This is a genomic window from Limnohabitans sp. 2KL-17, assembly GCF_003063415.1.
Lineage (GTDB): Bacteria > Pseudomonadota > Gammaproteobacteria > Burkholderiales > Burkholderiaceae_C > Limnohabitans_A.
The window spans coordinates 26,700-51,079 of the sequence record NZ_NESK01000024.1 but is presented as its reverse complement, the minus strand read 5'-3'; the positions used below and the strand labels follow the sequence as shown (position 1 = coordinate 51,079).

Here is a 24,380-nt window from a genome sequence, read left to right as displayed (position 1 = left end):
TGAGCATTTGCCATGAAACCCTCCGTGATCAGCGCTGACGTCCTGTTTGAGGACCATCGCAGCAAGCTGAAGTGGCAATGGGTTGCCGGCCTGGGCGCTTCGGAGAGACGGTTTGACGAAGTGGCCGTCCGCGAGGCCCGCTCTGGTGCGGATTTGGTCGGCTACCTCAATTACATTCACCCCTACCGGGTCCAGATATTGGGCCCACGTGAAGTCGCCTATCTGACCAACGCAACCCCCGAAGACTGCGCGCGCAGAATTTCGCGGATTGTCACTCTGGAGCCACCTGTCCTGATTTTGGCCGATGGCCAGGTCGCGCCGGATGCCTTGTTGTCGATGTGTGAGCGCGCTCAGATTCCGATGTTTTCCACGGACCAGTCATCGGCCTTTGTAATTGATGTGCTGCGGGCCTATTTGTCCAAGCACTTTGCCGACCGCATCACCATGCACGGTGTGTTCATGGATATTTTGGGCATGGGCGTGCTGATCACGGGCGAATCGGGCCTGGGCAAGAGCGAATTGGGCCTGGAGTTGATTTCTCGCGGTAACGGCCTGGTGGCCGACGATGCCGTCGATCTGTACCGCATCAACCAGACCACCATTGAGGCGCGCTGCCCCGACTTGCTGCAAAACTTGCTTGAAGTCCGAGGTATCGGCTTGCTGGATATCCGGGCCATTTTTGGCGAAACCGCTGTGCGTCGCAAAATGCGACTGAAGCTGATTGTTCACCTGGTGCGACGCGAAACCCTGGAGCGTGATTACGAGCGCTTGCCGTCTGAGCCACTGGTGCAAGACATACTTGGCATTCCGGTGCGCAAAGTGGTGATTCAAGTGGTGGCGGGACGCAACATTGCCGTGTTGGTGGAGGCAGCTGTGCGCAACACCATTTTGCAGATGCGTGGCATTGACACCTACCAGGATTTCATCGACCGGCAGCGCCGCGCCATGGAATAAGCGCCTCTTGTCGGCTCAGCGCGGGCGGTGAGGGCAAGGGCTTTGTGTGCAATGGGCATAGAGACTCAAGGCGTGATCGGCGATCACAAACCCCTTGGCCTCGGCCACAGCTTGCTGTCTTGACTCGATTTCCGGGTCATAAAACTCCTCGACCCGACCGCAGTCCAGGCAAACCATGTGGTCATGGTGCTGGCCTTCATTGAGTTCGTAGACCGCTTTGCCGCTTTCAAAGTGGTTGCGGCTCAAAATTCCGGCTTGTTCAAACTGGGTCAGGACCCGATACACCGTGGCCAGGCCAATGTCCTTGTGTTCGAGCAGAAGTTGACGGAACACATCTTCAGCGGTCATGTGGCGTTGGGCACCGCTTTGAAACACTTCCAGAATAGTCAAGCGGGGTAGCGTGGCTTTCAGCCCATTGCTTTTCAATTCGTGGATTTGGGTCATGGTCAAAGGTGTTTGGGTGTGCGAAACCGGGCCGGGCATTAAGCTGCCGCTACAATGAGTTGATCATATCGGCCCGCCCTCAACCATGACAGCAACCCTGACTTTCCCTGTGACAGGCGCCCGCCTGGCCATGCTCCTTGTGTGTTCCAGTTTGGCCGGCTGTGGCAGCTTGGGCAGCTTTGGCGGTGACACCTTCAAGCCTTATGTGCCGGAGGTGGTGCAAGGCAACTTTGTCTCCAAGGAGCAGCGTCTGGCGCTCAGTCCGGGCATGGCCCGTGCGCAGGTGCGTGACATTCTGGGCACGCCCCTGGTGACCAGCCTGTTTCACGCTGACCGCTGGGACTATGCCTTCAGCATCCGCCGCCAAGGTGTGCCAGCCCAAAGCTTTCAACTCACCGTCTACTTCAAGGGCGATGTGCTCACTTCGATAGAAGGCGGCGAATTGCCCAGCGAGTCCGAGTTTATTGAACGCTTGGTTGTTCAACGCAAGGCTGCCAGCGTTCCCAGCCTGCAGGCGAGTGAAGAAGACTTGAACAAGTTTCCTGTGAAAAAAGCACCAAGCGATGCCGGACGCGCTGCAGCGCTCCCCGCCACTTATCCCCCTTTGGAGCCAACACCCCGTTAATGGGTGCCCAGCTCGGGCCGGATGCCCGAGGGCGTGATCATTTTTCATTCTAGAAATCACATGACCCAATTGACCGATTTGCCGATCACTGTTGCAGGGGCTTCTGGCCGCATGGGGCACATGCTCATCGAGGCCATCATGGGCTCGCAAGATTGCCGCCTTGCCGGTGCTTTGGACATGGCTGCCAGCCCAGCGCAAGGTCACGATGCTGCAGCCCCTTTGGGCAAAGCCAGCGGTATTTTGGTGACGTCCGACCTGCATGCAGGCTTGAAAAACGCCGCTTGCCTGATTGATTTCACACGCCCTGAAGGCACCCTGGCCCACCTCAAGGTTTGCCGTGAACTGGGCGTCAAGGCCGTGATTGGCACGACCGGTTTCACCGATGCGCAAAAAGTGGAAATCACTGAAATTGCCAAGGACATCGCCATCGTGATGGCCCCCAACATGAGTGTGGGCGTCAACGTCACCCTCAAGCTGCTGCAAATGGCTGCGCAAGCCATGTCGACCGGCTACGACATCGAGATCATTGAAGCTCACCATCGCCACAAGGTGGATGCACCATCGGGCACCGCGCTCAAAATGGGCGAAGTGATCGCTGAGGCCATGGGCAGAGACCTGAAAGATTGCGCGGTGTACGAGCGTTACGGCCATACAGGCGAGCGCGATCCATCAAGTATCGGATTTGCCACCATCCGGGGCGGTGACATCGTGGGCGACCACACTGTGCTTTTCGCTGGCATTGGCGAACGCATCGAAGTGACCCATAAATCCTCCAGCCGATCCACCTATGCACAAGGCAGCCTCCGTGCCGCGCGCTATCTGGCCACACAGCAGCACGGCCTGTTTGACATGTTTGACGTGTTGAGCTTGCGCTGAGTTCTCGCAGCCCATTGCCTTCATGAGTCTCAACGAATTTTTGCTGCACAGCGACCTCGTCAGCCGACTGCTGGCGCTGGCTCTGCTGGCATTGTCGGTCGGCAGTTGGGTGGTGATGGTCTGGAAATGGCGTTTGCTGGCCCGAGCCGGTGTGGATGTGCGTCGCAGCATTGCCGCTTTTTGGCAGGCGCCGGCTTTGCATGAAGCCCAGCAACGCGTGGCCCAGTTTGACCGCGATGCCTGCATGGCACCTTTGCTCGAAGCCACCTTGCTTCCGGTGGGGGGCTCACTGGCTTGTGCCGGAGACCGCCACCAACAATTGACTCGGGTGTTGCGCGATGCACTGCAAGCTGTGGTTCAGCGCTTGCAATGGGGCCAGGTGTGGTTGGCAACCGCCGGGTCCATCTCGCCTTTTTTGGGTCTTTTGGGCACGGTTTGGGGCATTTTCAACGCATTGACAGGCATGGCCGAAGCCGGGCAGTTGACCATCGACAAGGTGGCAGGTCCCGTGGGCGAGGCCCTGATCATGACCGCTGCCGGCCTCGCGGTGGCCATTCCGGCGGTGCTGGGCTACAACATTCTGGGTCGCAAAGTCAATCAGATTGAGGCCGATCTCGAGGGCTTTGCCCATGATCTGCGTGGCCTCCTGGCCGATTCGCGGGACTGAGTCATGGCCTTTGGTCGCATGGAATCCTCGAAACCGGATGCGCCCATGAGCGAGATCAATGTCACCCCCATGGTGGACGTGATGCTGGTGCTGTTGGTCATTTTTATCCTGACGGCCCCTTTCATGACCAGCGCGATACGGCTGGACTTGCCCCAAAGCGAAGGGGGGGAAGCTGGCGCAGCCCCTCAGGCCGTGTCCTTGGTGGTGGACGCCCAAGGCGCCTTGTACCTGAACGACCAGCCCATTTCTCCGGAGGCACTGCGCCAGCGCTTGTCTGCCGCTGCCCAGCGCAACCCGAACACCGAACTGGAATTGCGTGCAGACCAGTCTGTACCCTACGGCCGGGTGGTAGAGGCCATGGGGCTGGCCCAAAAAGCCGGGCTGTCGCGCATCGGTTTTGTGGCGCAGACCCAAGCCCGCAAGCCCTGACGCTGTTGTGCGTGTCAGCGGGCGGGCCATCTCACCCTAACCCCTACAATTTAGCCCTATGCAAGACAAGTACAACCACCTCGAAGTCGAACCCGCAGCGCAGGCACGCTGGACGGGCCGTGATGCCTACCGCGTGACCGAAGACGCCAACAAAAAGAAGTTCTACGCCTGCTCCATGTTGCCCTACCCCAGCGGCAAGCTGCACATGGGCCACGTGCGCAACTACACCATCAACGACATGCTGACCCGCAGCCTGCGCATGAAGGGCTTCAATGTCCTGATGCCCATGGGGTGGGATGCTTTTGGCCTGCCTGCAGAAAATGCCGCCCTGAAAAACGGCGTCCCGCCTGCGAAGTGGACTTACGAAAACATTGCCTACATGAAAAAGCAGATGCAGGCGATGGGTTTGGCCATCGACTGGTCGCGTGAAGTCGCCACCTGCGACCCGACGTATTACAAGTGGAACCAGTGGTTGTTCCTCAAGATGCTCGAAAAGGGGACTGCCTACCGCAAGACCCAGGTCGTGAACTGGGACCCGGTGGACCAGACCGTGCTGGCCAACGAACAGGTGATTGACGGCAAAGGCTGGCGCACGGGCGCACCGGTTGAAAAACGCGAAATTCCTGGTTATTACCTGAACATCACTGCGTACGCGCAAGAGTTGCTCGACCATGTTCAGATCGGCAACGACAAGGCCACGCTGAACGGCTGGCCTGACAAGGTGCGCCTGATGCAGGAAAACTGGATCGGCAAGTCCGAAGGCGTGCGCTTTGCGTTTGCGCATTCGATCCAGGGCGCAGATGGCGCACTGATCGGTGACGGCAAGATGTATGTCTTCACCACCCGTGCAGACACCATCATGGGCGTGACGTTTTGCGCAGTGGCTGCCGAGCACCCGCTCAGCGCGCACGCCGCCGCCAGCAACCCTGCGCTGGCTGCTTTCCTCGAAGAGTGCCAATCGGGCGGCACCACCGAGGCCGAATTGGCCACGCAAGAGAAAAAAGGCATGGCCACGGGTCTGTTTGTCACGCACCCGCTCACGGGCGCGCAGATCGAGGTGTGGGTGGGCAACTATGTGTTGATGAGTTACGGCGATGGTGCTGTGATGGGCGTGCCCGCGCACGATGAGCGCGACTTTGCGTTCGCTTTGAAATACGCGCTGCCGATCCGGCAGGTGGTGTCCGTCAAGGGGCAGGCGTTTGATGCCACCGTGTGGCAAGAGTGGTATGGCGACAAGCAAAACTGCGTGAACGTCAACTCCGGCGAACTGGATGGCCTGAACCAAAAAGCAGCGGGTAACAAAGTTGCTGAGCTGCTCGCGGCCAAAGGCCTTGGCGAGAAAAAGACCACCTGGCGTTTGCGCGATTGGGGTGTGAGCCGTCAACGCTATTGGGGCACGCCGATTCCGATCATTCATTGTGCCGAGCACGGCGCCGTGCCCGTGCCCGAAAAAGACCTGCCTGTGGTCTTGCCGCAAGACTGCATCCCCGATGGCTCGGGCAATCCGCTGATCAAGCATGAAGGCTTCCATGCGGGTGTCACCTGCCCTGTGTGCGGCCAACCTGCCCGCCGCGAGACAGACACCATGGACACCTTTGTGGACTCGTCTTGGTATTACATGCGTTATTGCGACCCCAAGAACCAAGAGGCCATGGTCGCAGAAGGTGCCGATTACTGGATGCCGATGGACCAGTACATCGGCGGCATCGAGCACGCCATCCTGCACCTGTTGTACGCCCGTTTCTGGACCAAAGTCATGCGCGATCTGGGTCTGGTCAAGGTCGATGAGCCTTTCAGCAAACTGCTCACGCAGGGCATGGTGCTGAACCACATTTACTCCCGTCGCACCACCAAGGGGGGCAAGGATTATTTCTGGCCGCACGATGTCGAGCACGTGCTCGACGACACCGGCAAGGTCATCGGCGCCAAACTCAAAAACGAAGCAGACAGCAGCGACGGCAAGTTGCCCGTGGGCACCGCCATCGACTACGAGGGCGTGGGCACCATGTCCAAGTCCAAGAACAATGGTGTCGACCCGCAAGACCTGATCGAAAAATACGGCGCCGATACCGCCCGCCTCTACACCATGTTCACCGCGCCCCCCGAGGTGACGCTGGAGTGGAACGACTCGGCCGTGGAGGGCAGCTACCGCTTCTTGCGCCGGGTTTGGAACTTTGCCTTCAAGCACCACGAACTGCTGCGCTCGGCCACCGCCAAGGACCTGAGCCAGGCCAGCCTGAGTGACTCGGCCAAGGCCTTGCGCCGCGAGGTGCACCTGGTGCTCAAGCAAGTGGGGTACGACTACGAGCGCATGCAATACAACACCGTGGTGTCGGGTTGCATGAAGTTGCTCAATGCCCTGGAGGATTTCAAGCCGGCTGACGGTCATTTCAGCGATGGCGACACCGCTGCCTTGTGCGAAGGCGTTTCGTTGTTGATGCGAATGCTCTACCCCGCTTGCCCTCACATTACCGATGAAGTGTGGAAAGAACTCGGATTTGCCAAGGCCGTGGGGGAGTTGCTCGATGCACCCTGGCCTGAAGTGGACGAGTCTGCGCTGGTGCGTGACCAGATCGAACTGATGCTGCAGATCAATGGCAAATTGCGTGGCGCCATCCTGGTGCCAGCCACGGCCGACAAAGCGCAGATCGAGCAGATGGCCTTGGCCAGTGAAGCTTTTATCAAGCAGGCCGCAGGGGCTTCGCCGAAAAAGGTCATCGTGGTGCCCGGCCGTTTGGTCAACGTGGTCGTTTGAGAGCGCGGCCCCGATGGAGCCATCTCGCCGACTTTTTTTGACCTCGCTGGGTGTGGGCATGTTGCCCGCCTGGCTGGCGGGCTGCGGGTTCCAGCTGCGACAAACCAATGACTTTGCTTTCAAAACCCTTTACGCCAATTTTTCCACCACATCGCCTTTGGGTGTGGAGCTGCGGCGTAATTTGCTGGGCACGGGCCGCATTGACCTGTGGACCGAGGCGAAGTTGATGCTCAAGGCCGATGCGATCCTCGATATCCTCAGCGAAGAGCGTCAACAGGTCGCGGTGGGCGTGAGCGCGACAGGTCAGGTGCGGGAGTTGCAGTTGCGCCTGCGTGTGCGGTTTCGCCTGCGTACCCCGCAAGGCATGGAGTTGATCGAGCCGGTAGAGTTGTTTCAACAGCGCGATTTGAGCTTCACGGAGACCGCTGCGCTGTCCAAGGAAATCGAACAAGCTATTTTGTACCGCGACATGCAGACCGACATCGTGCAGCAGATCATGCGACGCTTGTCTGCGGTCAAGCCGCTCAGCGTGGTCCCACCTCCGCAGACGACTGCGCCTGCTGCAGCGATACAGCCTGCAGCGCCCGACACCTTGCCTAAACCGGCAGCCAAGCCTTGATGCTTTTTTCTTGAGCGCTCATGCAATTAGCCCTTTCTCAGTTGCCAGCACACCTCCAAAAGGGCTTGCGCAGCCTGTATGTTTTGCATGGCGATGAGGCTTTGTTGATCCAAGAGGCGGCCGATGCGATTCGAGCCAGTGCTCGGGCACAGGGCTATACCGAACGCAGCGTGCACACCGTCTCGGGTGCGCATTTTGACTGGAGCGAAGTGCAGGCCGCGGCCGGCTCACTCAGCTTGTTTGCCGACAGGCAAATTGTGGAAGTGCGTGTGCCCTCGGGCAAGCCAGGCAAAGAGGGCAGCACCGCCATTCAGCAATTGGCCGCGTCTGCCCAAGGCAACGACAGCACGCTGACCTTGTTTTTATTGCCGCGTCTGGACGCTGCCACCCGAAAAGGGGCCTGGTTTGGCGCCTTGGAAAACGGTGGCGTGTCGATCCAGGTCGATCCGGTGGACAGGAATGCCTTGCCCCAGTGGATCGCACAGCGCCTGCAGCAGCAAGGCCAGCGTGTGGTGGCCGGCGAAGAAGGTCAGCGCACCTTGCAGTTTTTTGCCGACCGTGTCGAGGGCAACCTGCTGGCTGCGCACCAGGAAATTCAAAAGCTCGGTTTGCTTCACCCACCCGGCGAACTCAGCCAGGCGCAGGTCGAATCTGCCGTGGTCAATGTGGCCCGTTACGACGTGTTCAAGCTGTCTGAGGCTGTGCTGTCGGGCCAGGTGGCCCGTGTGCAGCGCATGCTGGACGGCCTGCAGGCCGAAGGCGAGGCCGCGGTGCTGGTGCATTACACGCTGGCCGAAGACATCCGCGCCTTGAAACGTGTGAAAGATGCCATTGCCAGCGGCAAACCCATGCCCATGGCCCTGCGTGAGCAGCGCGTGTGGGGGCCGCGAGAACGCCTGTTTGAGCGCGTGTTGCCCCGCATGACCGAAGCCCGTCTGAATGGCTTGCTGCAAGCGGCGCACCAGGTGGACGGCATCGTCAAAGGCCTCAAAGTGCCTGACTGGCCCACGGATGGCTGGCAGGCCTTGCAGCGTTTGGCTGTGCGGTTGTCGCGGTTTTGCATCGTGCGCTGAAGGGCATCGCACATCTGCGAAAATGCCCACATGACTGAATTGAACACTGTCGAACACGTCCTGACCCTTGGGCAGCAGGCCAAAAAAGCCTCCGCCCTGATGGCCAAGGCATCGGCCGCCACCAAAAACAAGGCGCTGCGCCATCTGGCGACCTTGCTGCGTGAGAACGCCGACGCTTTGCAGCTGGACAACACGAAAGACCTGGAGCGTGCCCGCGCCGCCGGTCTGGCCGAACCCATGGTGGACCGCCTGAAACTCACACCCCAGGTGCTGGAGACCTGCGCCCAGGGCTGCGAGCAATTGGCCGCCATGCCCGATGTGATTGGCGAGATCACGGGCATGAAACAAGTCCAAAGCGGCATACGGGTCGGTCAGATGCGGGTGCCCATTGGCGTGTTCGGCATGATTTTCGAGAGCCGTCCCAACGTGACCATCGAGGCAGCCAGCCTGTCGATCAAGAGCGGCAACGCCTGTATCTTGCGCGGGGGCTCTGAAGCCATTGAGTCGAACAAGGCTTTGACGCAGATGGTTCAGCGGGCGCTGGCCGACAGTGGCTTGCCCACCGATGCTGTGCAATTGGTGCAGACCACAGACCGAGCCGCAGTGGGGCAGCTCATCACCATGCCGCAATATGTGGATGTGGTCATTCCGCGTGGCGGCAAGGGCCTGATCGAGCGCATCAGCGCCGAGGCCAAGGTGCCCGTCATCAAGCACCTGGACGGCAACTGCCACACCTATGTGGACGATCCCTGTGACATCGACATGGCCGTGAAGGTGGCGGACAACGCCAAAACTCATAAATACAGCCCCTGCAATGCCAGCGAAAGTCTGCTGGTCGCGCGCGGTGTGGCGGCCGAATTCCTGCCCAAAATCGGCGCCATTTACGCGGCCAAGGGCGTGGAGATGCGTTGCTGCCCCAAAGCCAAGGCCATCCTGAGCCAAGTCACAGGGGCCAACCTGAAAGACGCCACCGACCAGGACTGGTTCGAGGAATACCTGGCCCCGATCATCAGCATCAAGGTGGTTGAGGGGTTAGATGAGGCGATCGCCCACATCAACCATTACGGCAGCCACCACACCGAAGCCATCCTGACCCGTGACCACATGCACGCCCAGCGTTTCTTGCGCGAGGTGGACTCGTCCAGTGTGATGGTGAACGCGAGCACCCGATTTGCCGATGGTTTTGAATACGGACTGGGCGCCGAAATCGGCATTTCGACTGATAAATTCCATGCCCGTGGCCCGGTGGGCATTGAGGGGCTGACTTCCCTCAAATACGTGGTGCTGGGTGAAGGCGAAGTGCGCAGTTGACCGCCTTGCCTTCTGAGGCGCCGCCCACATGTCCTTCGCTATTGTCCGGTCTGTGCTTGCAAAGGCGCAGACAGTCCCCATATGACTTCTTCGTTATTGCCCCTTCAGCCCCTTAAAGGTCGCCCATGGTTCCCCATCTTGTCACTGCCCTGACCGGCCCCATCAATGAGCTGGAGCAGCGCATCCTCGACTCCATGCCTGCGATTGAGCGCTGGTTCCGCCTGGAGTGGATGGAGCACACGCCCCCTTTCTACACATCGGTTGATATCCGCAACGCGGGCTTCAAGCTGGCCCCGGTGGACACCAACCTGTACCCTGGGGGCTGGAACAACCTGACACCTGAAATGCTGCCTTTGGCGGTGCAGGCGGCACAGGCTGCCATCGAGAAGATCTGTCCTGAGGCCAAAAACCTGCTGATCATTCCCGAAAACCACACCCGCAACACCTTCTATTTGGCCAACGTGCTGCAGTTGCAGCGCATTTTCCACATGGCGGGACTGAATGTGCGCTTGGGTTCGATCAACCCGGAGATCAAGGACGTCACCACCATTGATTTGCCCAATGGCGAAAGCATCACCCTGGAGCCCGTGGTGCGCAGCAAGCACCGTGTCGGCCTGAAAGACTTCGACCCTTGCACCATCTTGCTCAACAACGACCTGTCGGCAGGTGCGCCGGGCATTCTGGAAGAACTGCACGAGCAGTTCTTGTTGCCCCCACTGCATGCGGGCTGGAGTGTTCGTCGCAAGACCAAACACTTTCAAAGCTATGAAGAAGTTGCCAAGCGTTTTGGCAAGCTCCTGGGCATTGACCCCTGGCTGATCAATCCGATGTTCAGCCAATGCGGTGATGTGAACTTTGCCGAAGGGACCGGCATGGAGTGCTTGCGCAGCAATGTGGATGCGTTGTTGACCAAGATCAAGCGCAAATACAAGGAATACGGCATCAACGAAAAGCCATTTGTCGTCGTCAAGGCCGACAACGGCACCTACGGCATGGGCATCATGACGGTGCGCGATGTGTCCGACCTGGACGCACTGAACCGCAAGACCCGCAACAAGATGAACGTCATCAAGGACGGTCAGACCGTCAACGATGTGATCATCCAAGAGGGCGTTTTGACCAATGAGCGCATCAACGATGCCGTGGCTGAACCTGTGGTCTACATGATGGACCGGTATGTGGTGGGCGGCTTTTACCGTGTCCATGCAGAGCGTGGTGTGGATGAGAACCTGAACGCGCCAGGGGCCAGTTTTGTGCCCTTGGCCTTTGCGGACACCCCCCATTTGCCTCAGCCAGGTGTCAAACCGGGTGCCAGTGTGCCCAACCGCTTTTACATGTACGGGGTGATTGGTCGTTTGGCCATGTTGGCCGCCAGTTATGAGCTGGAAGCCACTGACCCTGAGGCCGAGGTCTACGATTAAAGTTGCTGCGCTGCAACAAAACCGGCAAAAGGACGGTGACACGGGGCTGGAACAGAGCGCAAAATAGCCAACTTCTGTTTCATCCGGCCTGATTCCCGTCAGGTCCTTGCCTGTGTCCTCCAACCGTTCTTCACTCGCCGCCTTGACCCTGGGCGCCATTGGCGTGGTTTATGGCGATATCGGCACCAGTGTGCTGTACGCAATGAAAGAGGTTTTTGGCTCCGGTCATGTCCCTTTCACGCATCAAAACGTTTACGGCATCCTTTCTATATTTTTCTGGACCCTGACCACCATCGTGTCGGTCAAGTACGTGGTTTTGGTGCTCCGAGCCGACAACCACGGGGAGGGGGGGCTGGTGGCCATGCTGGCGCTGGCTTCTCAATCGGTGAAGGACAAGCCGCAGTTGCGCAAAGTCTTGCTGCTGGTGGGCATCTTTGGCACGTGCCTGTTTTATGGCGATGGCGTCATCACCCCGGCGATTTCCGTGCTGTCGGCCGTGGAAGGTCTGGAGATCATTTCACCCAATTTCAAAAAAGGGGTGATACCGCTCACGCTGGTCATTTTGTTTCTGCTGTTTTGGGTGCAAAAACGAGGCACGGCAGGGATTGGCAAATTCTTTGGCCCCGTCACCCTGGTCTGGTTTTTCACCATTGCGGTGATGGGGATCTCGCACATCGTGCAGCACCCGGAAATCCTGTTCGCCATCAGCCCGCATTACGCCTTGAGCTTTATTTGGAACGAGCCGGGCACGACATTCATTATTTTGGGCGCCGTGGTGCTTTGCGTCACGGGCGGTGAAGCGCTTTATGCCGACATGGGCCACTTTGGCAAGAAGCCGATTCGCCTGGCCTGGTTCAGCGTGGTCATGCCCTGTCTGACCCTGAACTATTTTGGGCAAGGGGCACTGTTGCTGGCCAATCCCGAGGCCGTGAAAAACCCTTTTTACATGATGGCGCCCGATTGGGCTTTGGTGCCTTTGGTGGTATTGGCCACCATGGCCACGGTGATCGCTTCGCAGGCCCTGATCACGGGCGCATTCAGCGTGACCAAGCAGGTGATCCAGTTGGGCTATCTGCCACGCCTTCAGGTGCAGCACACCAGCGAGACCGACACAGGTCAGATCTACATGCCGTTTGTGAACTGGGGACTGTTTGTCGCCATTGTGCTGGCGGTGGTCATGTTCAAGTCATCGAGCAATCTGGCGGCGGCTTACGGCATTGCGGTCTGCACCGACATGCTGATCACCACCGTGCTCACGTTCTTTGTGATCCGATACGCCTGGAAGCTGCCCTTGGCTTTGTGCATTGGTGCAACCGGGTTCTTCTTTGTGGTCGACCTGGCTTTCTGGGCATCCAACATGTTCAAGCTCTTTGACGGCGGCTGGTTTCCGCTGCTCATTGGTGCGGCGGTGTTCACCCTGATGCTGACCTGGCACGATGGCCGCCGTTTGCTCAATGATTCGCTGCGATCGGATGCACTGAAGCTGGCAGATTTTTTGGACGCGGTCTTCATTGCCCCGCCCATCCGGGTGGAGGGCACTGCCGTCTTCCTGACTTCCGAGGCCGGCACGGTGCCCAACGCCTTGTTGCACAACCTCAAGCACAACAAGGTGCTGCACCTGCACAACCTGTTTGTCACCGTGCGCAGCCACGAAATTCCACGCATGGACGCCGCCCAGCGGCTTGAAGTGACCCCGCTGGGCCACGACTGCTGGCAAGTCATCGTCAACTATGGTTTCAAGGACAACCCTGATCTGCCAGCGGCCTTGGCCACCATTCAGGGCGAGGGCTACCAGCTCGATCCCATGATGACCAGCTATTTCCTGTCGCGCGACATCGTGATCCCGACGATTGGTGGCGGCATGGCCACCTGGCGCGAAAAGCTCTTTGCCCAGATGCACCACAACGCCAGTGCGGCGGCTGAATTTTTGAACTTGCCCACCAATGCCGTGGTGGAGCTGGGCTCGAAGATCGAAATTTAGGGCCGCGTTCCCATTGCCTCACCCATGCAAATGGGGCGGCTTGGTGCCCAGTCATTTTCAAACTGCACGGCGCCTTTGGGAAACAGCATCACCACCGTGGAGCCCAGCAGGAAGCGGCCCATTTCTTCGCCTTTTTCCAGCGAAATGCTGTCCATTTGATAGGACCATTCGCGCAGGGTGCCCGGACGCGGCGGGTTGACCACGCCATGCCAGACGGTGGCCATGCTGCCCACAATGGTGGCGCCCACCAGCACCATCACAAAGGGGCCGTGCTCGCCTTCAAACACGCAGACCACCCGCTCGTTGCGGGCAAACAGGCCGGGTACGCCACGTGCAGTGGTCGGGTTGACCGAAAACAACTCGCCAGGCACATGGATCATGCGCGTCAAACGGCCTGCGCAAGGCATGTGAATGCGGTGGTAGTCACGTGGGCTCAAGTAAAGCGTGGCAAATCCACCATGTTGAAACTGCGCCGCCAGTGCCGCGTCGCCACCCACCAAGGCCCGCGTGCTGTAACTGTGGCCCTTGGCCTGGAACACCTGATCGCCTTCAATCGGGCCGCACTGGCTGATAGCGCCATCGACCGGGCTGACAAACGCTGTTTCTGCCAAAGGGCGGGCATCAGCCCGCAATGAACGGGTAAAAAATTCGTTGAAGCTTTTGTAGCTGGCCGTGTCAGGGTTGGCGGCTTCGGCCATGTTCACGTGGTAGCGCTGCACGAACCAGTCGATGATGCCTGTGGTTGCCGAGCCCCATTGGCTGCCAGCCACCCAGCCCGCAAAGGCAGTCAGGGCTTGTTTGGGCATCAGGTACTGAGGCAAGACCGCGAGTCGGTCAGAAAAGGAACTGGACATGGGCAATGCCGCAAGTGCGGGTCAGGAGAAGGCCTGATTTTATCGGGCGTGCAATACACCGGGCATTTTCCAGTCGAAGGCAGCCCCTGCCACCGAAAGTAGGCCGTGTCACAGGCACAATTCATCCATGAATACCCCTTTGCTTTCGGTTGCGCACCTGGTCAAACGCTATGGCGATGCCACCGTGGTCAACGACCTGTCTTTCCATATTGATCCCGGTGAATGCCTGGGTGTGATTGGCCCCAACGGCGCGGGCAAAACCACCTCGCTGCGCATGTGCCTGGGCCTGACACAACCCGATGGGGGCGAGATCCGTTATTTCGAGGGCTTGCAAATGCCCCGTGATGCCCTGGACATCAAGGCCCGCTTGGGCGTGGTGGCGCAAATGGACACGCTCGACCCTGACTTCACAGCCGAAGAAAACCTGCTTGTCTTTGGCCGCTACTTTGGCCTGCCCGATGCCACCATTCGGGCACGCATCCCCAAGCTGCTGGAATTCGGGGCGCTCAGCCACAAGGCCAAATCCAAGCCTGGCGAGTTGTCGGGCGGCATGAAGCGGCGCCTGAGCCTGGCCCGTGCGCTCATCAACCACCCCCAACTGCTGATGCTGGACGAGCCCACCACAGGCCTGGACCCGCAAGCGCGCCATCTGATGTGGGAGCGTCTGCAAGTGCTGCTGCAAGAGGGCATATCCATCTTGCTGACCACCCATTTCATGGACGAGGCCGAGCGCCTGTGTTCTCGGCTGTTGGTGCTGGACCAAGGACGCAAGATTGCCGAAGGAAAGCCACGCGACTTGATCGCCGAGCACCTGGAGCCCGAAGTGGTTGAGGTCTTTGGCCAAGGGGCAGTGGCGCTGGCGCAAGAGGCTGGCTTGAAGGCCCTTGCAGGTCGGGTCGAGGTCAGTGGCGAGACCGTTTTCTTTTACACCCAGGACAGTCGGGCCCTGATGCATGCGCTGGAGGCCTGGCCCACGCTGCGTACCCTGCACCGGCCGTCCAATCTGGAAGACCTTTTCTTGAAATTGACCGGACGCCAGATCCGAGAGGAGGCCTGAGCCATGAGTCAGATTCAAAACAACATTTGGGCAGCGCCCCGTTTGTCGATGCGCTGGTGGCCTGTGTTTCAGCGCAACTGGCTGGTCTGGAAAAAGCTGGCCATCCCCAGCCTGGTGGGCAACATCGCCGAGCCGCTCATGTGGCTGGTGGCCTTTGGCTACGGCTTGGGTTCACTGGTCGGGCAGATCGAGCTGGGGGGCGAAAAAGTGCCCTACATCCTGTTTTTGGCCAGCGGCAGCATCTGCATGAGTGCCATGAATGCGGCCACCTTCGAGGCCCTGTATTCGGCGTTTTCACGCATGCACGTGCAAAAAACCTGGGACGGCATCATGAACGCCCCGGTGCGGCTGGACGATGTGGTGCTGGCTGAAATGTTGTGGGCCGCCTTCAAGGCACTGTTTACCGTGACGGCCATCCTTGTGGTCATGTTGGTCTTGGACATCAGCCACAGCTGGAAGCTGCTGGTCGCCTGGCCCGTGCTGCTGGGCGTGGGCATCACTTTCAGTTGCATGGCGCTGATCTTCAACGCACTGGCCAAAGGCTACGACTTTTTCACCTACTACTTCACGCTGTTCCTCACGCCGATGATGTTCCTGTCGGGCATTTTCTTTCCACGTGAGCAGCTGCCCGGCTTTGTGCGTGTGATCGCCGACTGGTTGCCCCTGTCGGTGGCCGTTGATTTGGTGCGCCCGCTGTTCTTGGACCGTTGGCCCGACCAGCCTGTGCGCCACGTGCTGGTGCTGGCGCTTTTCGCCGTGGTGTCGTTCTGGATCGCGCTGGCGTTGACGCGAAAGCGGTTTCGCAGCTGATCAGGTCTGACGGGAGAGAGTGTGGACCCACTCGATCTGTTGGGGCAAACAGTGCTTTTCCAGATCGTAGTTCTCCACCGCAAACGCCCGAGCCTGCGCCCCTAGTCGTGCCCGTTCGGCCGGGTTGTCGCACAAGCCAATCACCGCCTGAGCCAGAGCTGAAGGGTTGAAAAAATCCACCAGCTGGCCCGTCTCGCCATGGCGGATGGCTTCGTGTACCGGGGCGGTATCACTGGCCACAATGGCGCAGCCTGCGCTCATGGCTTCAAGCAGGCTCCAGCTCAGCACAAAGGGGTAGGTCAGGTACACGTGCACGGTGGAAACTTGCAGCACGCGCAAGAAGTCGGCATAGGGCACCTTGCCCACAAAGTGCAAGCGAGACAGGTCAAGTTGGTCCTTCACTTCGTGCAGAAAAACATCGCGCCAGGTTGGGGTGTGCCCATCGGCGCCTGGGGGCGGTGCAGCGCCATAGCCGACTTCATGGTCGCCGATCACGACAATGCGGGCTTTGGGGCGAGCTTTCATGACAGCGGGCAGTGCCCGCATGAACTGGTGGTAGCCCCTGTAAGGCTCCAGGTTCCGGTTGATGAAGGTGATGACTTCATCGTCACGGCCAAGCTGCAACATCCCCTGCGAAGTCTGTACATGAATGCGTGCCTCCGGATCCGGCCTGACCTGATCGGTGCGGATGCCATCGTGGATGACCGTGATACGCGAGGCAAAGGGCTGGGGAAACAATGAAGCTTGCCAATGCGTGGGGGAAATGCCCGCTTGGGCGCGCGGAAAGTGCAGTTCGTAATTGGCGTTCTTCAGTTGCAGCCTGCAAGCCTTGTCCCCCTCGGATGCGCTGAATTCCTGGTCGAAACCTGTGTCGACTCCTTGCAGATGGTAGAAAAATTCGCAATAGATGCCCAGCTGCGCCTCAGGCCAGACCTGTTGCAAAAACAGGCTTTCACCCCAGCCGGGGTGGGCCACGATGACATCGGGCATAAAACTTTGTTCGCGAAGCCTCAAGGCGGCTTGCCAAGCGGCTTCGCCCCTGATGATTTTGACCTCCAGATCAGCCAGCCAGCGTTGGATGCCTTGCCCAGATCGCCCCGAGACGTGGTAGCGCACCAGTTCTACGCCCGGCACACTGGGGCTTGGGTTGATGTGCAATGCCACCACGCGGTGCCCCTGCCGGGCCAGGGCAGGTGCCAAGTGCTTGAATTGCCCGGGGAAGTTCTGATGGACGAAAAGGATGTTCATGGTGGTTGGCCTGCTCACCCTTTTAGAAGGATGGAAAACTCAGGATGTTGTGTTGCGGCACCGGTAAGATGCGTGCCAGACCGATTTATACCCCTCGTTTTCAAGGAATTACAGCAATGAGCATTCAAACCGTAGGCATCATCGGCGCAGGCACCATGGGCAATGGCATCGCACAGGCGTGCGCGGTGTCGGGCATGCAGGTCGTGATGGTTGATATTTCTGATGCGGCCGTGGCCAAAGGCGTGGCCACTGTATCGGCCAGTCTGGACCGGCTGGTCAAGAAGGAAAAAATCAGCGAAGTCGACAAGGCCGTTGCGATGGCCCGCATCAAGGGATCGAGCAGCTACGACGACCTCAAGGGCGCCCAGTTGGTGATCGAGGCCGCGACCGAAAACCAGGCGCTCAAAGTCAAGATCCTGCAGCAGCTCGACGGCATGCTGGCCCCGAATGTGATCGTCGCCTCCAACACCTCGTCGATCTCCATCACCCAGCTGGCTGCTGCCACGCAACGTGCAGACCGCTTCATCGGCATGCACTTTTTCAACCCCGTGCCCATGATGGCGCTGGTGGAAATCATCCGTGGCCTGCAGACCAGCGACGCCACGCACGATGCCGTGCATGAGATGGCGCTGGCCTTGGGCAAGACACCGATTACGGTGAAAAACGCGCCAGGCTTTGTCGTCAACCGGATTCTGGTGCCCATGATCAACGAGGCGTTCTTTGTGCTGGGTGAAGGCCTGGCCGAAGCCGAGGCGATCGACGCCGGCATGAAGCTTGGCTGCAACCAGCCGATTGGCCCGCTGGCGCTGGCTGACATGATTGGCCTGGACGTATGCCTGGCCGTGATGGAGGTCTTTTTGCAGGAGTTCGGCGACAGCAAATACCGCCCCAGCCCCTTGCTGAAAGAAATGGTGGCTGCAGGCCGCCTGGGCCGCAAGACCGGGCAAGGCGTTTACAAGTACTGAGCTGTCACCTCGGTGAACCTTGCATGGGCGGCCTTCGACCTACCATGCAAGGCATGAGCACACCGACCCACTTTGAAGGCCAGATCGACTGCACCGTGCACGGTGCAGTCCTTCAAATTTGCATCAACCGCCCCGCCAAACGCAACGGCTTCACGCCCAAGATGTTTCAGGAGTTGGGTGAGGCCTACACCCGGCTCGATGACGACCCCGACTTGCGCGTGGGCGTGTTGTGTGCAGCGGGAGACCACTTCACGGCGGGTCTGGACCTGCCCACCATCGCGCCACTCATGCAGCGCGGCGAAAAGGCTGTGCCATTGGGTCTGGTGGATCCGCTGAACTTGGGCATGGACGGTTACCGACGCCGCACCAAACCCATGGTGGCGGCGGTGCAGGGTATCACTTACACACTGGGCATCGAGCTGATGCTGGCAGCCGACATCGTGGTGGCGGCCGATGACTGCCGGTTTTCCCAGCTGGAAGTACAACGCGGCATCATGGCCACGGGCGGTGCCACGCTGCGCATGGCCGAGCGGGCCGGCATGGGCAACGCGCTCTTGCATTTGCTCACCGCCGATGTGTTCGGCAGCGACGAGGCCCTGCGCCTCAACTTTGTGCAAAAGGTGGTGCCTGTGGCCGGGTTGCTGGGCGAGGCCATGCGCATCGCCGAGCTGATCGCGGCGCAAGCGCCTTTGGCGGTGGTGGCCACGCGGCTCAATGTGCTCAAAGGGCTTGAGCATGGCCCTGTGGTCGCCATGCACGATTTCATGGGCGTGCAGCAGCGCTTGTCGCGCAGTGACGATGCGGCCGAGGGGGTGCGCTCTTTTGTGGAAAAGCGCACAGCCCGTTTCACTGGGCGCTGAATCTATGCCTCAACTGCTGGGGCAAGTCGAGCGGCAGCCATCGGTGCGTGCGCCACAATCGGCGCATGACTGAACCGAACGCCTTGCACCCTTACGCTGAACTCACCCCGGACCGGGTGATGGACGCATTGACCGATTTGGGCCTCTGGCCCGATGGCCGCTTGCTGGCGCTCAGCTCTTACGAAAACCGCGTTTACCGCGCCCACCTGGACGAGCCTGTGCAAGGCGCATCGGCGGTGGTGCTCAAGTTTTACCGCCCTGGCCGTTGGAGCCGTGCGCAAATCCAGGAAGAACACGACTTTGCCGCCGAACTTGTGGCCGCCGAAGTGCCGGTGGTTGCACCTCTGGTGCTGAATGGGCACACCTTGCACCAGACAGAGGGTTTTGACTTTTCAGTCAGCCCTTTGCGCGGTGGCCGCCCGCCAGAGCTTGACGATTTCGAGGTGCTGGAATGGATTGGCCGTTTTCTGGCCCGCATCCACACCGTGGGCGCTGCCAAGCCCTTTGCACACCGCCCCACGCTGGATGTGCAGACCTTTGCCTTGGAGCCTGCCCAATGGCTGCAAACCCACCAGATGATTCCGCTGGAAGTCGAGCGCGAATGGCGCGATGCCTTGGTGCCCGCTGTGGCCATGGTTGAAGCGGCGTTTGCCAACGCCTCGGGCTGTCGTCAGTTGCGGCTGCACGGTGACTGCCACCCCGGCAACATTTTGTGGACGCCTGCCGAGTTGCCCGGTGGCGGGCCGCATTTCGTCGATCTGGACGATGCCCGTATGGGCCCGGCTGTGCAAGACCTTTGGATGCTGCTCTCGGGCGACCGTCCCCAGCGCACCCAACAGTTGTCGGCCATGCTCGATGGTTATGAGCAGGTGCGTGACTTTGACCGTGCCGAGCTGAACCTGATCGAGCCCTTGCGCACCTTGCGCCTGATCCACTACAGCGCCTGGCTGGCCAGGCGCTGGGAAGACCCGATTTTCCCGATCAACTTTCCGTGGTTCGGCACGCCCGACTATTGGCGCGGCCAAGTGCTGATGCTGCAAGAGCAAGTCGAGCAGATGCAGGAAGCGCCGCTCAGCGTTTAAGCCCCGGCGAGCTGCCGGGGCTGATGCCCATGCATCAGCTCAGCAGCGCATTCACCCGTTTCACATAAGCCGCCGGGTCGGCGGGCAAGCCACCTTCGGCCAGCAAGGCCTGGTCAAACAGGATGTGGGCCAGGTCGTGGAAATGCACCGAGCCGTCGAGTTTTTTGACCAGCGCATGCTCAGGGTTGACCTCCAGCACGGGCTTGACTTCAGGCGCTTGCTGCCCGGCTTGCTTGAGCATGCGGGCCAGTTGCATGCTCATGCCGTCGTCGGTCACGACCAGGCAGGCCGGGCTGTCCACCAGACGGCTGGTCACGCGCACGTCTTCGGCCTTGTCTTTCAGGGCTTCTTTCAGTTTGGTCAGCACGGGTTTGAAGGTTTCGGCTGCGTCTTCGGCGGCTTTCTTTTCTTCTTCGTCTTGCAGCTTGCCCAGGTCAAACGCACCTTTGGCCACGCTTTGCAGGGGGGTGCCGTCGAAATCGTGCACAAAGTTCAAGGCCCACTCGTCCACGCGGTCGGTCATCAGCAAGACTTCGATGCCCTTTTTCTTGAACACTTCAAGTTGCGGGCTGTTCTTGGCGGCGGCCAGGGTGTCGGCGGTGATGTAGTAAATGGCGTCCTGGCCTTCCTTCATGCGGGCTTTGTAGTCCGCAAAACTCACAGACACGCTGTCGTTGCTCGACGATGCAAAGCGCAGCAATTTGGACAAGCGCTCGCGGTTGCCAAAATCTTCACCCAAACCTTCCTTGAGCACCGCACCGAACTCGGCGTAAAACTTGGCGTACTGGCCCAGCTTGGCTTTGTCTTCGTCACTCGGAACGTCGGTGACTTCAGAAGCGGAAGCCCCTTCGGTAGCGGCCTCGGGCGCCTTGTCGTGTTTCGCCAGGTCTTCCAGCATGGACAACACCCGCTTGGTGCAGCCTTCGCGGATGGCTTTGACATCGCGGCTTTCTTGCAGCAGTTCGCGGCTCACGTTCAGGGGCAGATCGGCAGAGTCCACCACGCCTTTCACAAAGCGCAGGTAGCTGGGCATCAGAGCCTCTGCATCGTCCATGATGAAAACACGTTTCACATACAGCTTGATGCCGGCTTTCTTGTCGCGGTTCCACAGGTCTTGCGGCGCCTTGCTGGGGATGTACAGCAGTTGCGTGTACTCGGTGCTGCCCTCCACGCGGTTGTGGGTCCAGGTCAGCGGGGCTTCAAAGTCGCGGCTGATGTGTTTGTAGAAGTCGATGTACTGCTCATCGCTGATGTCTTTCTTGGGGCGAGTCCACAAGGCGCTGGCCTTGTTGATGGTTTCCCACTCACCGTTTTTGACCATGGCGCCGGGTTGGCGGCCGCCTTCTTCGTTGTTCGGGTCGATCAACTCGCCGTCTTGCCATTCTTCCTTTTCCATCAGGATGGGCAGGCTGATGTGGTCGGCGTATTTGCCAACGATCTCTTTCAACTTCCAGCTGTTGGCATATTCCAGGGCTTCGTCGCGCAGGTGCAAGATCACGCTGGTGCCGCGTTCGGCGCGGGCAATGGTTTCGACCTCGAAGTCGCCTGTGCCGCCGCTGACCCAGCGCACGCCTTCGGCTGCTTCAGCGCCAGCGCGGCGCGTCTCGACGGTGATTTTGTCGGCCACGATGAAGCCCGAATAAAAGCCCACACCGAACTGGCCAATGAGTTGCGCATCCGATTTTTGGTCACCGCTCAGCTTGCTGACGAAGTCCTTGGTGCCACTCTTGGCGATCGTGCCCAGGTGGTCGATGGCTTCTTGCGAAGTCATGCCGATGCCGTTGTCGGTGATGGTCAGGGTTTTGGCCGTTTTGTCGAATGACAATTTCACCTGCAAGTCAGGGGCGTCTTCGTACAGCCCGGCGTTGTTCAGCGCTTCAAAACGCAGCTTGTCACAAGCGTCCGAAGCGTTGGAGATCAGCTCGCGCAGGAAAATTTCCTGGTTGGAGTACAGCGAGTGCGTGACCAGGTGCAGCAGTTGTGCGACTTCGGCCTGAAAGGCATGTGTTTTTTTGCTCATGTCATTTAAATGGTTAATCGGAGATGGGTGTCGCTAAAAGCGATACGAAGTTCAAATGATGGCATTTGACCGTATTTCAAGAGCAATTGAAAAGCCCCAATGGCAGTGGCTTGCCATTGGGGCTTTGTTGCTTCAGTCCACCAGGGACGCGTTAGCGGTAGCGCTTGAACGCACCAGACTGGACTTTGGCCATGAATTTTTGGTATTCAAGCTTCACCACCGGTGCCAGCAAATACAGGCCAATGATGTTGACGATGGACATGGCAAAAATGGCCGCGTCTGAAAAGTCGATCACTGCACCAAAGCTGATGGACGCACCGACCACCACAAAAAAGCAGAACATGAGCTTGTAGACCAACTCGATGGTTTTGCCTTCGCCGAACAGGTAGGTCCAGCCCTTCAGGCCGTAATACGCCCAGCTGATCATGGTGGAGACAGCAAACATCACCACGGCGATGGTCAATGGGTAACGGAACCAGTCAAAAGTGGCCTGGAACGATGCGGCAGTGAGGTTGACCCCTGAAAGGCCGCCTGGGGTGGGGAATGGTCCGGTGTTCAGGCCCGCGATGGTGATGACCAGCGCCGTCATGGTGCAGATGATGACGGTGTCGATGAAAGGCTCCAGCAAGGACACCAGCCCTTCAGTGACCGGCTCTTTGGTCTTGACTGTGCTGTGCGCAATGGCGGCCGAACCCACACCGGCTTCATTTGAAAACGTCGCGCGCTTCAAGCCTTGAATCAATGCGCCAAGAAAGCCACCCGCCACCCCTTCAGCGCTAAAGGCCCCATGAAAGATGGCAGACATTGCTGCTGGAAATTGATCGATGTTGAGAATGATGACGGTCATTGACATGCCGATGTACAAATAGGCCATCCACGGAACCAGCTTCTCAGTCACCGATGCAATCGAAGGCATGCCTCCAATGATGACGGCGAACACAAACACCGCAAATGTCAGACCTACGACCCAGCCATATCCCCCAGGCAGATTGAACGTCTGCACAATCATCGCGTTGGCTTGGTTGCTTTGGAACATGTTGCCGCCGCCCAAGGCACCCAAAATCACCAACACCGAAAACATCACCGCCAGTACTTTGCCCAAATTGGGAAGACCGCGTTCGGCCAGGCCGTCGCGCAGGTAATACATGGGACCGCCCGACACCGCGCCGCTGGGCAAAATGGTGCGGTACTTGACGCCCAGTGTGCATTCGGTGAATTTGGAAGCCATACCTAGCAGGCCCACCACAATCATCCAGAAAGTGGCGCCCGGCCCGCCAATGGCCAGTGCTGCGCCCACGCCCGCAATGTTGCCAAGGCCTACAGTCCCCGACAAGGCCGTGGCCAGGGCCTGAAAGTGGCTGGTTTCACCGGGCTCCCGGCTGTGAGGGTCGGTGTAACGGCCACGCACCAGATCGATCGCCAACTTGAAACGGGTGAACTGTGGAAAACCAAAGTAAAGGGTAAATATCAATGCTGCCACCAGCAGCCAGCCGGCAATCACGGGAAAGCTGGTGCCTCCCACGGGGACCGAGTAAAAAATGAGATTGACAAACCAACCAAAGGCGGACGAAAAAAAGCTGTCGATGGCTTTGTCCAGGCTTTGCGCTGTGGCGGACCCTGATGCCAGTGCCATGAAGGCAGGCAGTCCCCAAGCGGCGCTCGGTCGTCCTATTTTTAGCTTTGGTTTTGGTAGTGACATGGGTAACCCTTTAGATTTGAATTAAAAAGAACACATATCATCCCACCATGGAGCGTCAATAGGATTGCGTATTTGCCACGTGGTAACCCTTGTTAGACTGAATATAGTTGCTTTAATGTGAGAAAATTACAAACTAAATTTACATATTGATCAAAATGGCTGAACTAAAAATGGACAAGATCGATCGCAAGTTGCTCACCTTGTTAGAGACCGATGGTCGAATGAGCAATGCCAAACTTGCCATTGAAGTCGGTCTATCTCCTGCAGCTTGCCTGCGGCGGGTGCAGCGACTTGAAAGCAGTCAGATCATTGAGGGCTACACGGTCCGACTCAACAGAAGCTTGGTGGGCGGCCAGCAGACGGTCTACATTGAAATCAGTTTGGACCGACAAACTGAAGCGGCCATGGCGGCGTTTGAACGCGCGGTTGCGGCTTTGCCTGAAGTTCAGGAATGCCACACGGTAGCTGCCGATTACGACTATCTGTTGCAAGTGGATGTGAACGACAGCAGCGACTATGAGCGACTACGTCGGCGTGAATTGGCCGATTTGCCGCATGTGCAGCGTATGCGTTCGGTGTTCGGGCTGCGTTGTATCAAGCGTTGTGTAGCGCCTTCGATTCGGATCTGAG

Annotated in this window: 22 protein-coding genes; 17 read left to right on the top strand and 5 right to left on the bottom strand. The window is 59.0% G+C overall.

Features of this window, described 5'->3' with window-relative positions:
- Positions 1–12: 12 nt before the first annotated feature.
- Positions 13–954, top strand: coding sequence for an HPr(Ser) kinase/phosphatase (hprK, locus tag B9Z45_RS12860; RefSeq protein WP_108407617.1), 942 nt, complete (start codon positions 13–15; stop codon positions 952–954).
- A gap of 15 nt (positions 955–969) precedes the next feature.
- Here hprK and fur read toward each other — a convergent pair whose 3' ends face one another.
- On the bottom strand, positions 970–1,398 hold the full coding sequence (fur, locus tag B9Z45_RS12855; protein WP_108407640.1) for a ferric iron uptake transcriptional regulator: 429 nt from the start codon (positions 1,396–1,398) through the stop codon (positions 970–972).
- An 85-nt stretch (positions 1,399–1,483) separates the two neighbouring features.
- Between fur and B9Z45_RS12850 the strand changes: the two genes are divergently transcribed.
- The 10 genes from B9Z45_RS12850 (at position 1,484) to B9Z45_RS12805 (ending at position 13,155) form a co-directional block, all read left to right on the top strand.
- Positions 1,484–2,023, top strand: coding sequence for an outer membrane protein assembly factor BamE (locus B9Z45_RS12850; protein ID WP_108407616.1), 540 nt, complete (start codon positions 1,484–1,486; stop codon positions 2,021–2,023).
- A 60-nt stretch (positions 2,024–2,083) separates the two neighbouring features.
- Positions 2,084–2,899 carry a 4-hydroxy-tetrahydrodipicolinate reductase gene (gene dapB / locus B9Z45_RS12845; RefSeq protein WP_108407615.1) on the top strand — a complete coding sequence of 272 codons (816 nt, stop codon included), beginning with the start codon at positions 2,084–2,086 and terminating at the stop codon, positions 2,897–2,899.
- A gap of 22 nt (positions 2,900–2,921) precedes the next feature.
- Positions 2,922–3,566 carry a MotA/TolQ/ExbB proton channel family protein gene (locus B9Z45_RS12840; RefSeq protein ID WP_108407614.1) on the top strand — a complete coding sequence of 215 codons (645 nt, stop codon included), beginning with the start codon at positions 2,922–2,924 and terminating at the stop codon, positions 3,564–3,566.
- A 3-nt stretch (positions 3,567–3,569) separates the two neighbouring features.
- Positions 3,570–3,995 (top strand): biopolymer transporter ExbD, encoded by a 426-nt coding sequence (locus B9Z45_RS12835; RefSeq protein WP_108407613.1) that lies wholly within the window; start codon positions 3,570–3,572, stop codon positions 3,993–3,995.
- A gap of 58 nt (positions 3,996–4,053) precedes the next feature.
- Complete coding sequence (leuS, locus tag B9Z45_RS12830) at positions 4,054–6,750, top strand: leucine--tRNA ligase (protein WP_108407612.1); 2,697 nt, start codon at positions 4,054–4,056, stop codon at positions 6,748–6,750.
- A gap of 13 nt (positions 6,751–6,763) precedes the next feature.
- Complete coding sequence (lptE, locus tag B9Z45_RS12825) at positions 6,764–7,369, top strand: LPS assembly lipoprotein LptE (RefSeq protein ID WP_108407611.1); 606 nt, start codon at positions 6,764–6,766, stop codon at positions 7,367–7,369.
- A 20-nt stretch (positions 7,370–7,389) separates the two neighbouring features.
- On the top strand, positions 7,390–8,442 hold the full coding sequence (holA, locus tag B9Z45_RS12820) for a DNA polymerase III subunit delta (RefSeq protein WP_108407610.1): 1,053 nt from the start codon (positions 7,390–7,392) through the stop codon (positions 8,440–8,442).
- Between the two features lie 30 nt (positions 8,443–8,472).
- A complete protein-coding gene (locus tag B9Z45_RS12815) occupies positions 8,473–9,753 on the top strand; it encodes a glutamate-5-semialdehyde dehydrogenase (protein WP_108407609.1) in 1,281 nt (426 codons plus the stop codon).
- Between the two features lie 125 nt (positions 9,754–9,878).
- On the top strand, positions 9,879–11,174 hold the full coding sequence (gshA, locus tag B9Z45_RS12810; RefSeq protein WP_108407608.1) for a glutamate--cysteine ligase: 1,296 nt from the start codon (positions 9,879–9,881) through the stop codon (positions 11,172–11,174).
- Between the two features lie 112 nt (positions 11,175–11,286).
- Positions 11,287–13,155, top strand: a complete 1,869-nt coding sequence (locus B9Z45_RS12805) for a potassium transporter Kup (RefSeq protein ID WP_199221904.1) — start codon at positions 11,287–11,289, stop codon at positions 13,153–13,155.
- On the opposite strand, the gene asd is transcribed toward B9Z45_RS12805, so the two are convergent.
- Positions 13,152–14,009, bottom strand: a complete 858-nt coding sequence (gene asd, locus B9Z45_RS12800) for an archaetidylserine decarboxylase (RefSeq protein WP_108407607.1) — start codon at positions 14,007–14,009, stop codon at positions 13,152–13,154. The genes B9Z45_RS12805 and asd overlap by 4 nt on opposite strands.
- 127 nt (positions 14,010–14,136) lie before the next feature.
- On the opposite strand from asd, the gene B9Z45_RS12795 reads away from it, so the two are divergent.
- Positions 14,137–15,066 (top strand): ATP-binding cassette domain-containing protein, encoded by a 930-nt coding sequence (locus tag B9Z45_RS12795; RefSeq protein WP_108407606.1) that lies wholly within the window; start codon positions 14,137–14,139, stop codon positions 15,064–15,066.
- A 3-nt stretch (positions 15,067–15,069) separates the two neighbouring features.
- Complete coding sequence (locus B9Z45_RS12790; RefSeq protein ID WP_108407605.1) at positions 15,070–15,876, top strand: ABC transporter permease; 807 nt, start codon at positions 15,070–15,072, stop codon at positions 15,874–15,876.
- Here the strand turns inward: B9Z45_RS12790 and B9Z45_RS12785 are convergent, their stop codons facing one another.
- Positions 15,877–17,124, bottom strand: a complete 1,248-nt coding sequence (locus B9Z45_RS12785; RefSeq protein ID WP_108407604.1) for a glycosyltransferase — start codon at positions 17,122–17,124, stop codon at positions 15,877–15,879. It lies immediately after the preceding gene.
- Between the two features lie 68 nt (positions 17,125–17,192).
- Between B9Z45_RS12785 and B9Z45_RS12780 the strand changes: the two genes are divergently transcribed.
- The 3 genes from B9Z45_RS12780 (at position 17,193) to B9Z45_RS12770 (ending at position 20,031) form a co-directional block, all read left to right on the top strand.
- A complete protein-coding gene (locus B9Z45_RS12780; RefSeq protein WP_108407638.1) occupies positions 17,193–18,089 on the top strand; it encodes a 3-hydroxybutyryl-CoA dehydrogenase in 897 nt (298 codons plus the stop codon).
- Positions 18,090–18,142: 53 nt separating this feature from the next.
- The gene (locus B9Z45_RS12775) at positions 18,143–18,949 is read left to right on the top strand and encodes a crotonase/enoyl-CoA hydratase family protein (protein ID WP_233252193.1); all 807 of its coding nucleotides are present in this window, start codon (positions 18,143–18,145) and stop codon (positions 18,947–18,949) included.
- Positions 18,950–19,014: 65 nt separating this feature from the next.
- Entirely contained in the window at positions 19,015–20,031 is a 1,017-nt protein-coding gene (locus B9Z45_RS12770) for a serine/threonine protein kinase (protein ID WP_108407637.1), read from the top strand.
- A gap of 34 nt (positions 20,032–20,065) precedes the next feature.
- On the opposite strand, the gene htpG is transcribed toward B9Z45_RS12770, so the two are convergent.
- Complete coding sequence (htpG, locus tag B9Z45_RS12765) at positions 20,066–22,051, bottom strand: molecular chaperone HtpG (RefSeq protein ID WP_108407602.1); 1,986 nt, start codon at positions 22,049–22,051, stop codon at positions 20,066–20,068.
- Between the two features lie 151 nt (positions 22,052–22,202).
- A complete protein-coding gene (locus tag B9Z45_RS12760; protein WP_108407601.1) occupies positions 22,203–23,684 on the bottom strand; it encodes a sodium:alanine symporter family protein in 1,482 nt (493 codons plus the stop codon).
- Between the two features lie 221 nt (positions 23,685–23,905).
- Here B9Z45_RS12760 and B9Z45_RS12755 point away from each other — a divergent pair, with 221 nt between their 5' ends.
- Positions 23,906–24,379, top strand: coding sequence for an Lrp/AsnC family transcriptional regulator (locus B9Z45_RS12755; RefSeq protein WP_108407636.1), 474 nt, complete (start codon positions 23,906–23,908; stop codon positions 24,377–24,379).
- Position 24,380 lies beyond the last annotated feature (1 nt).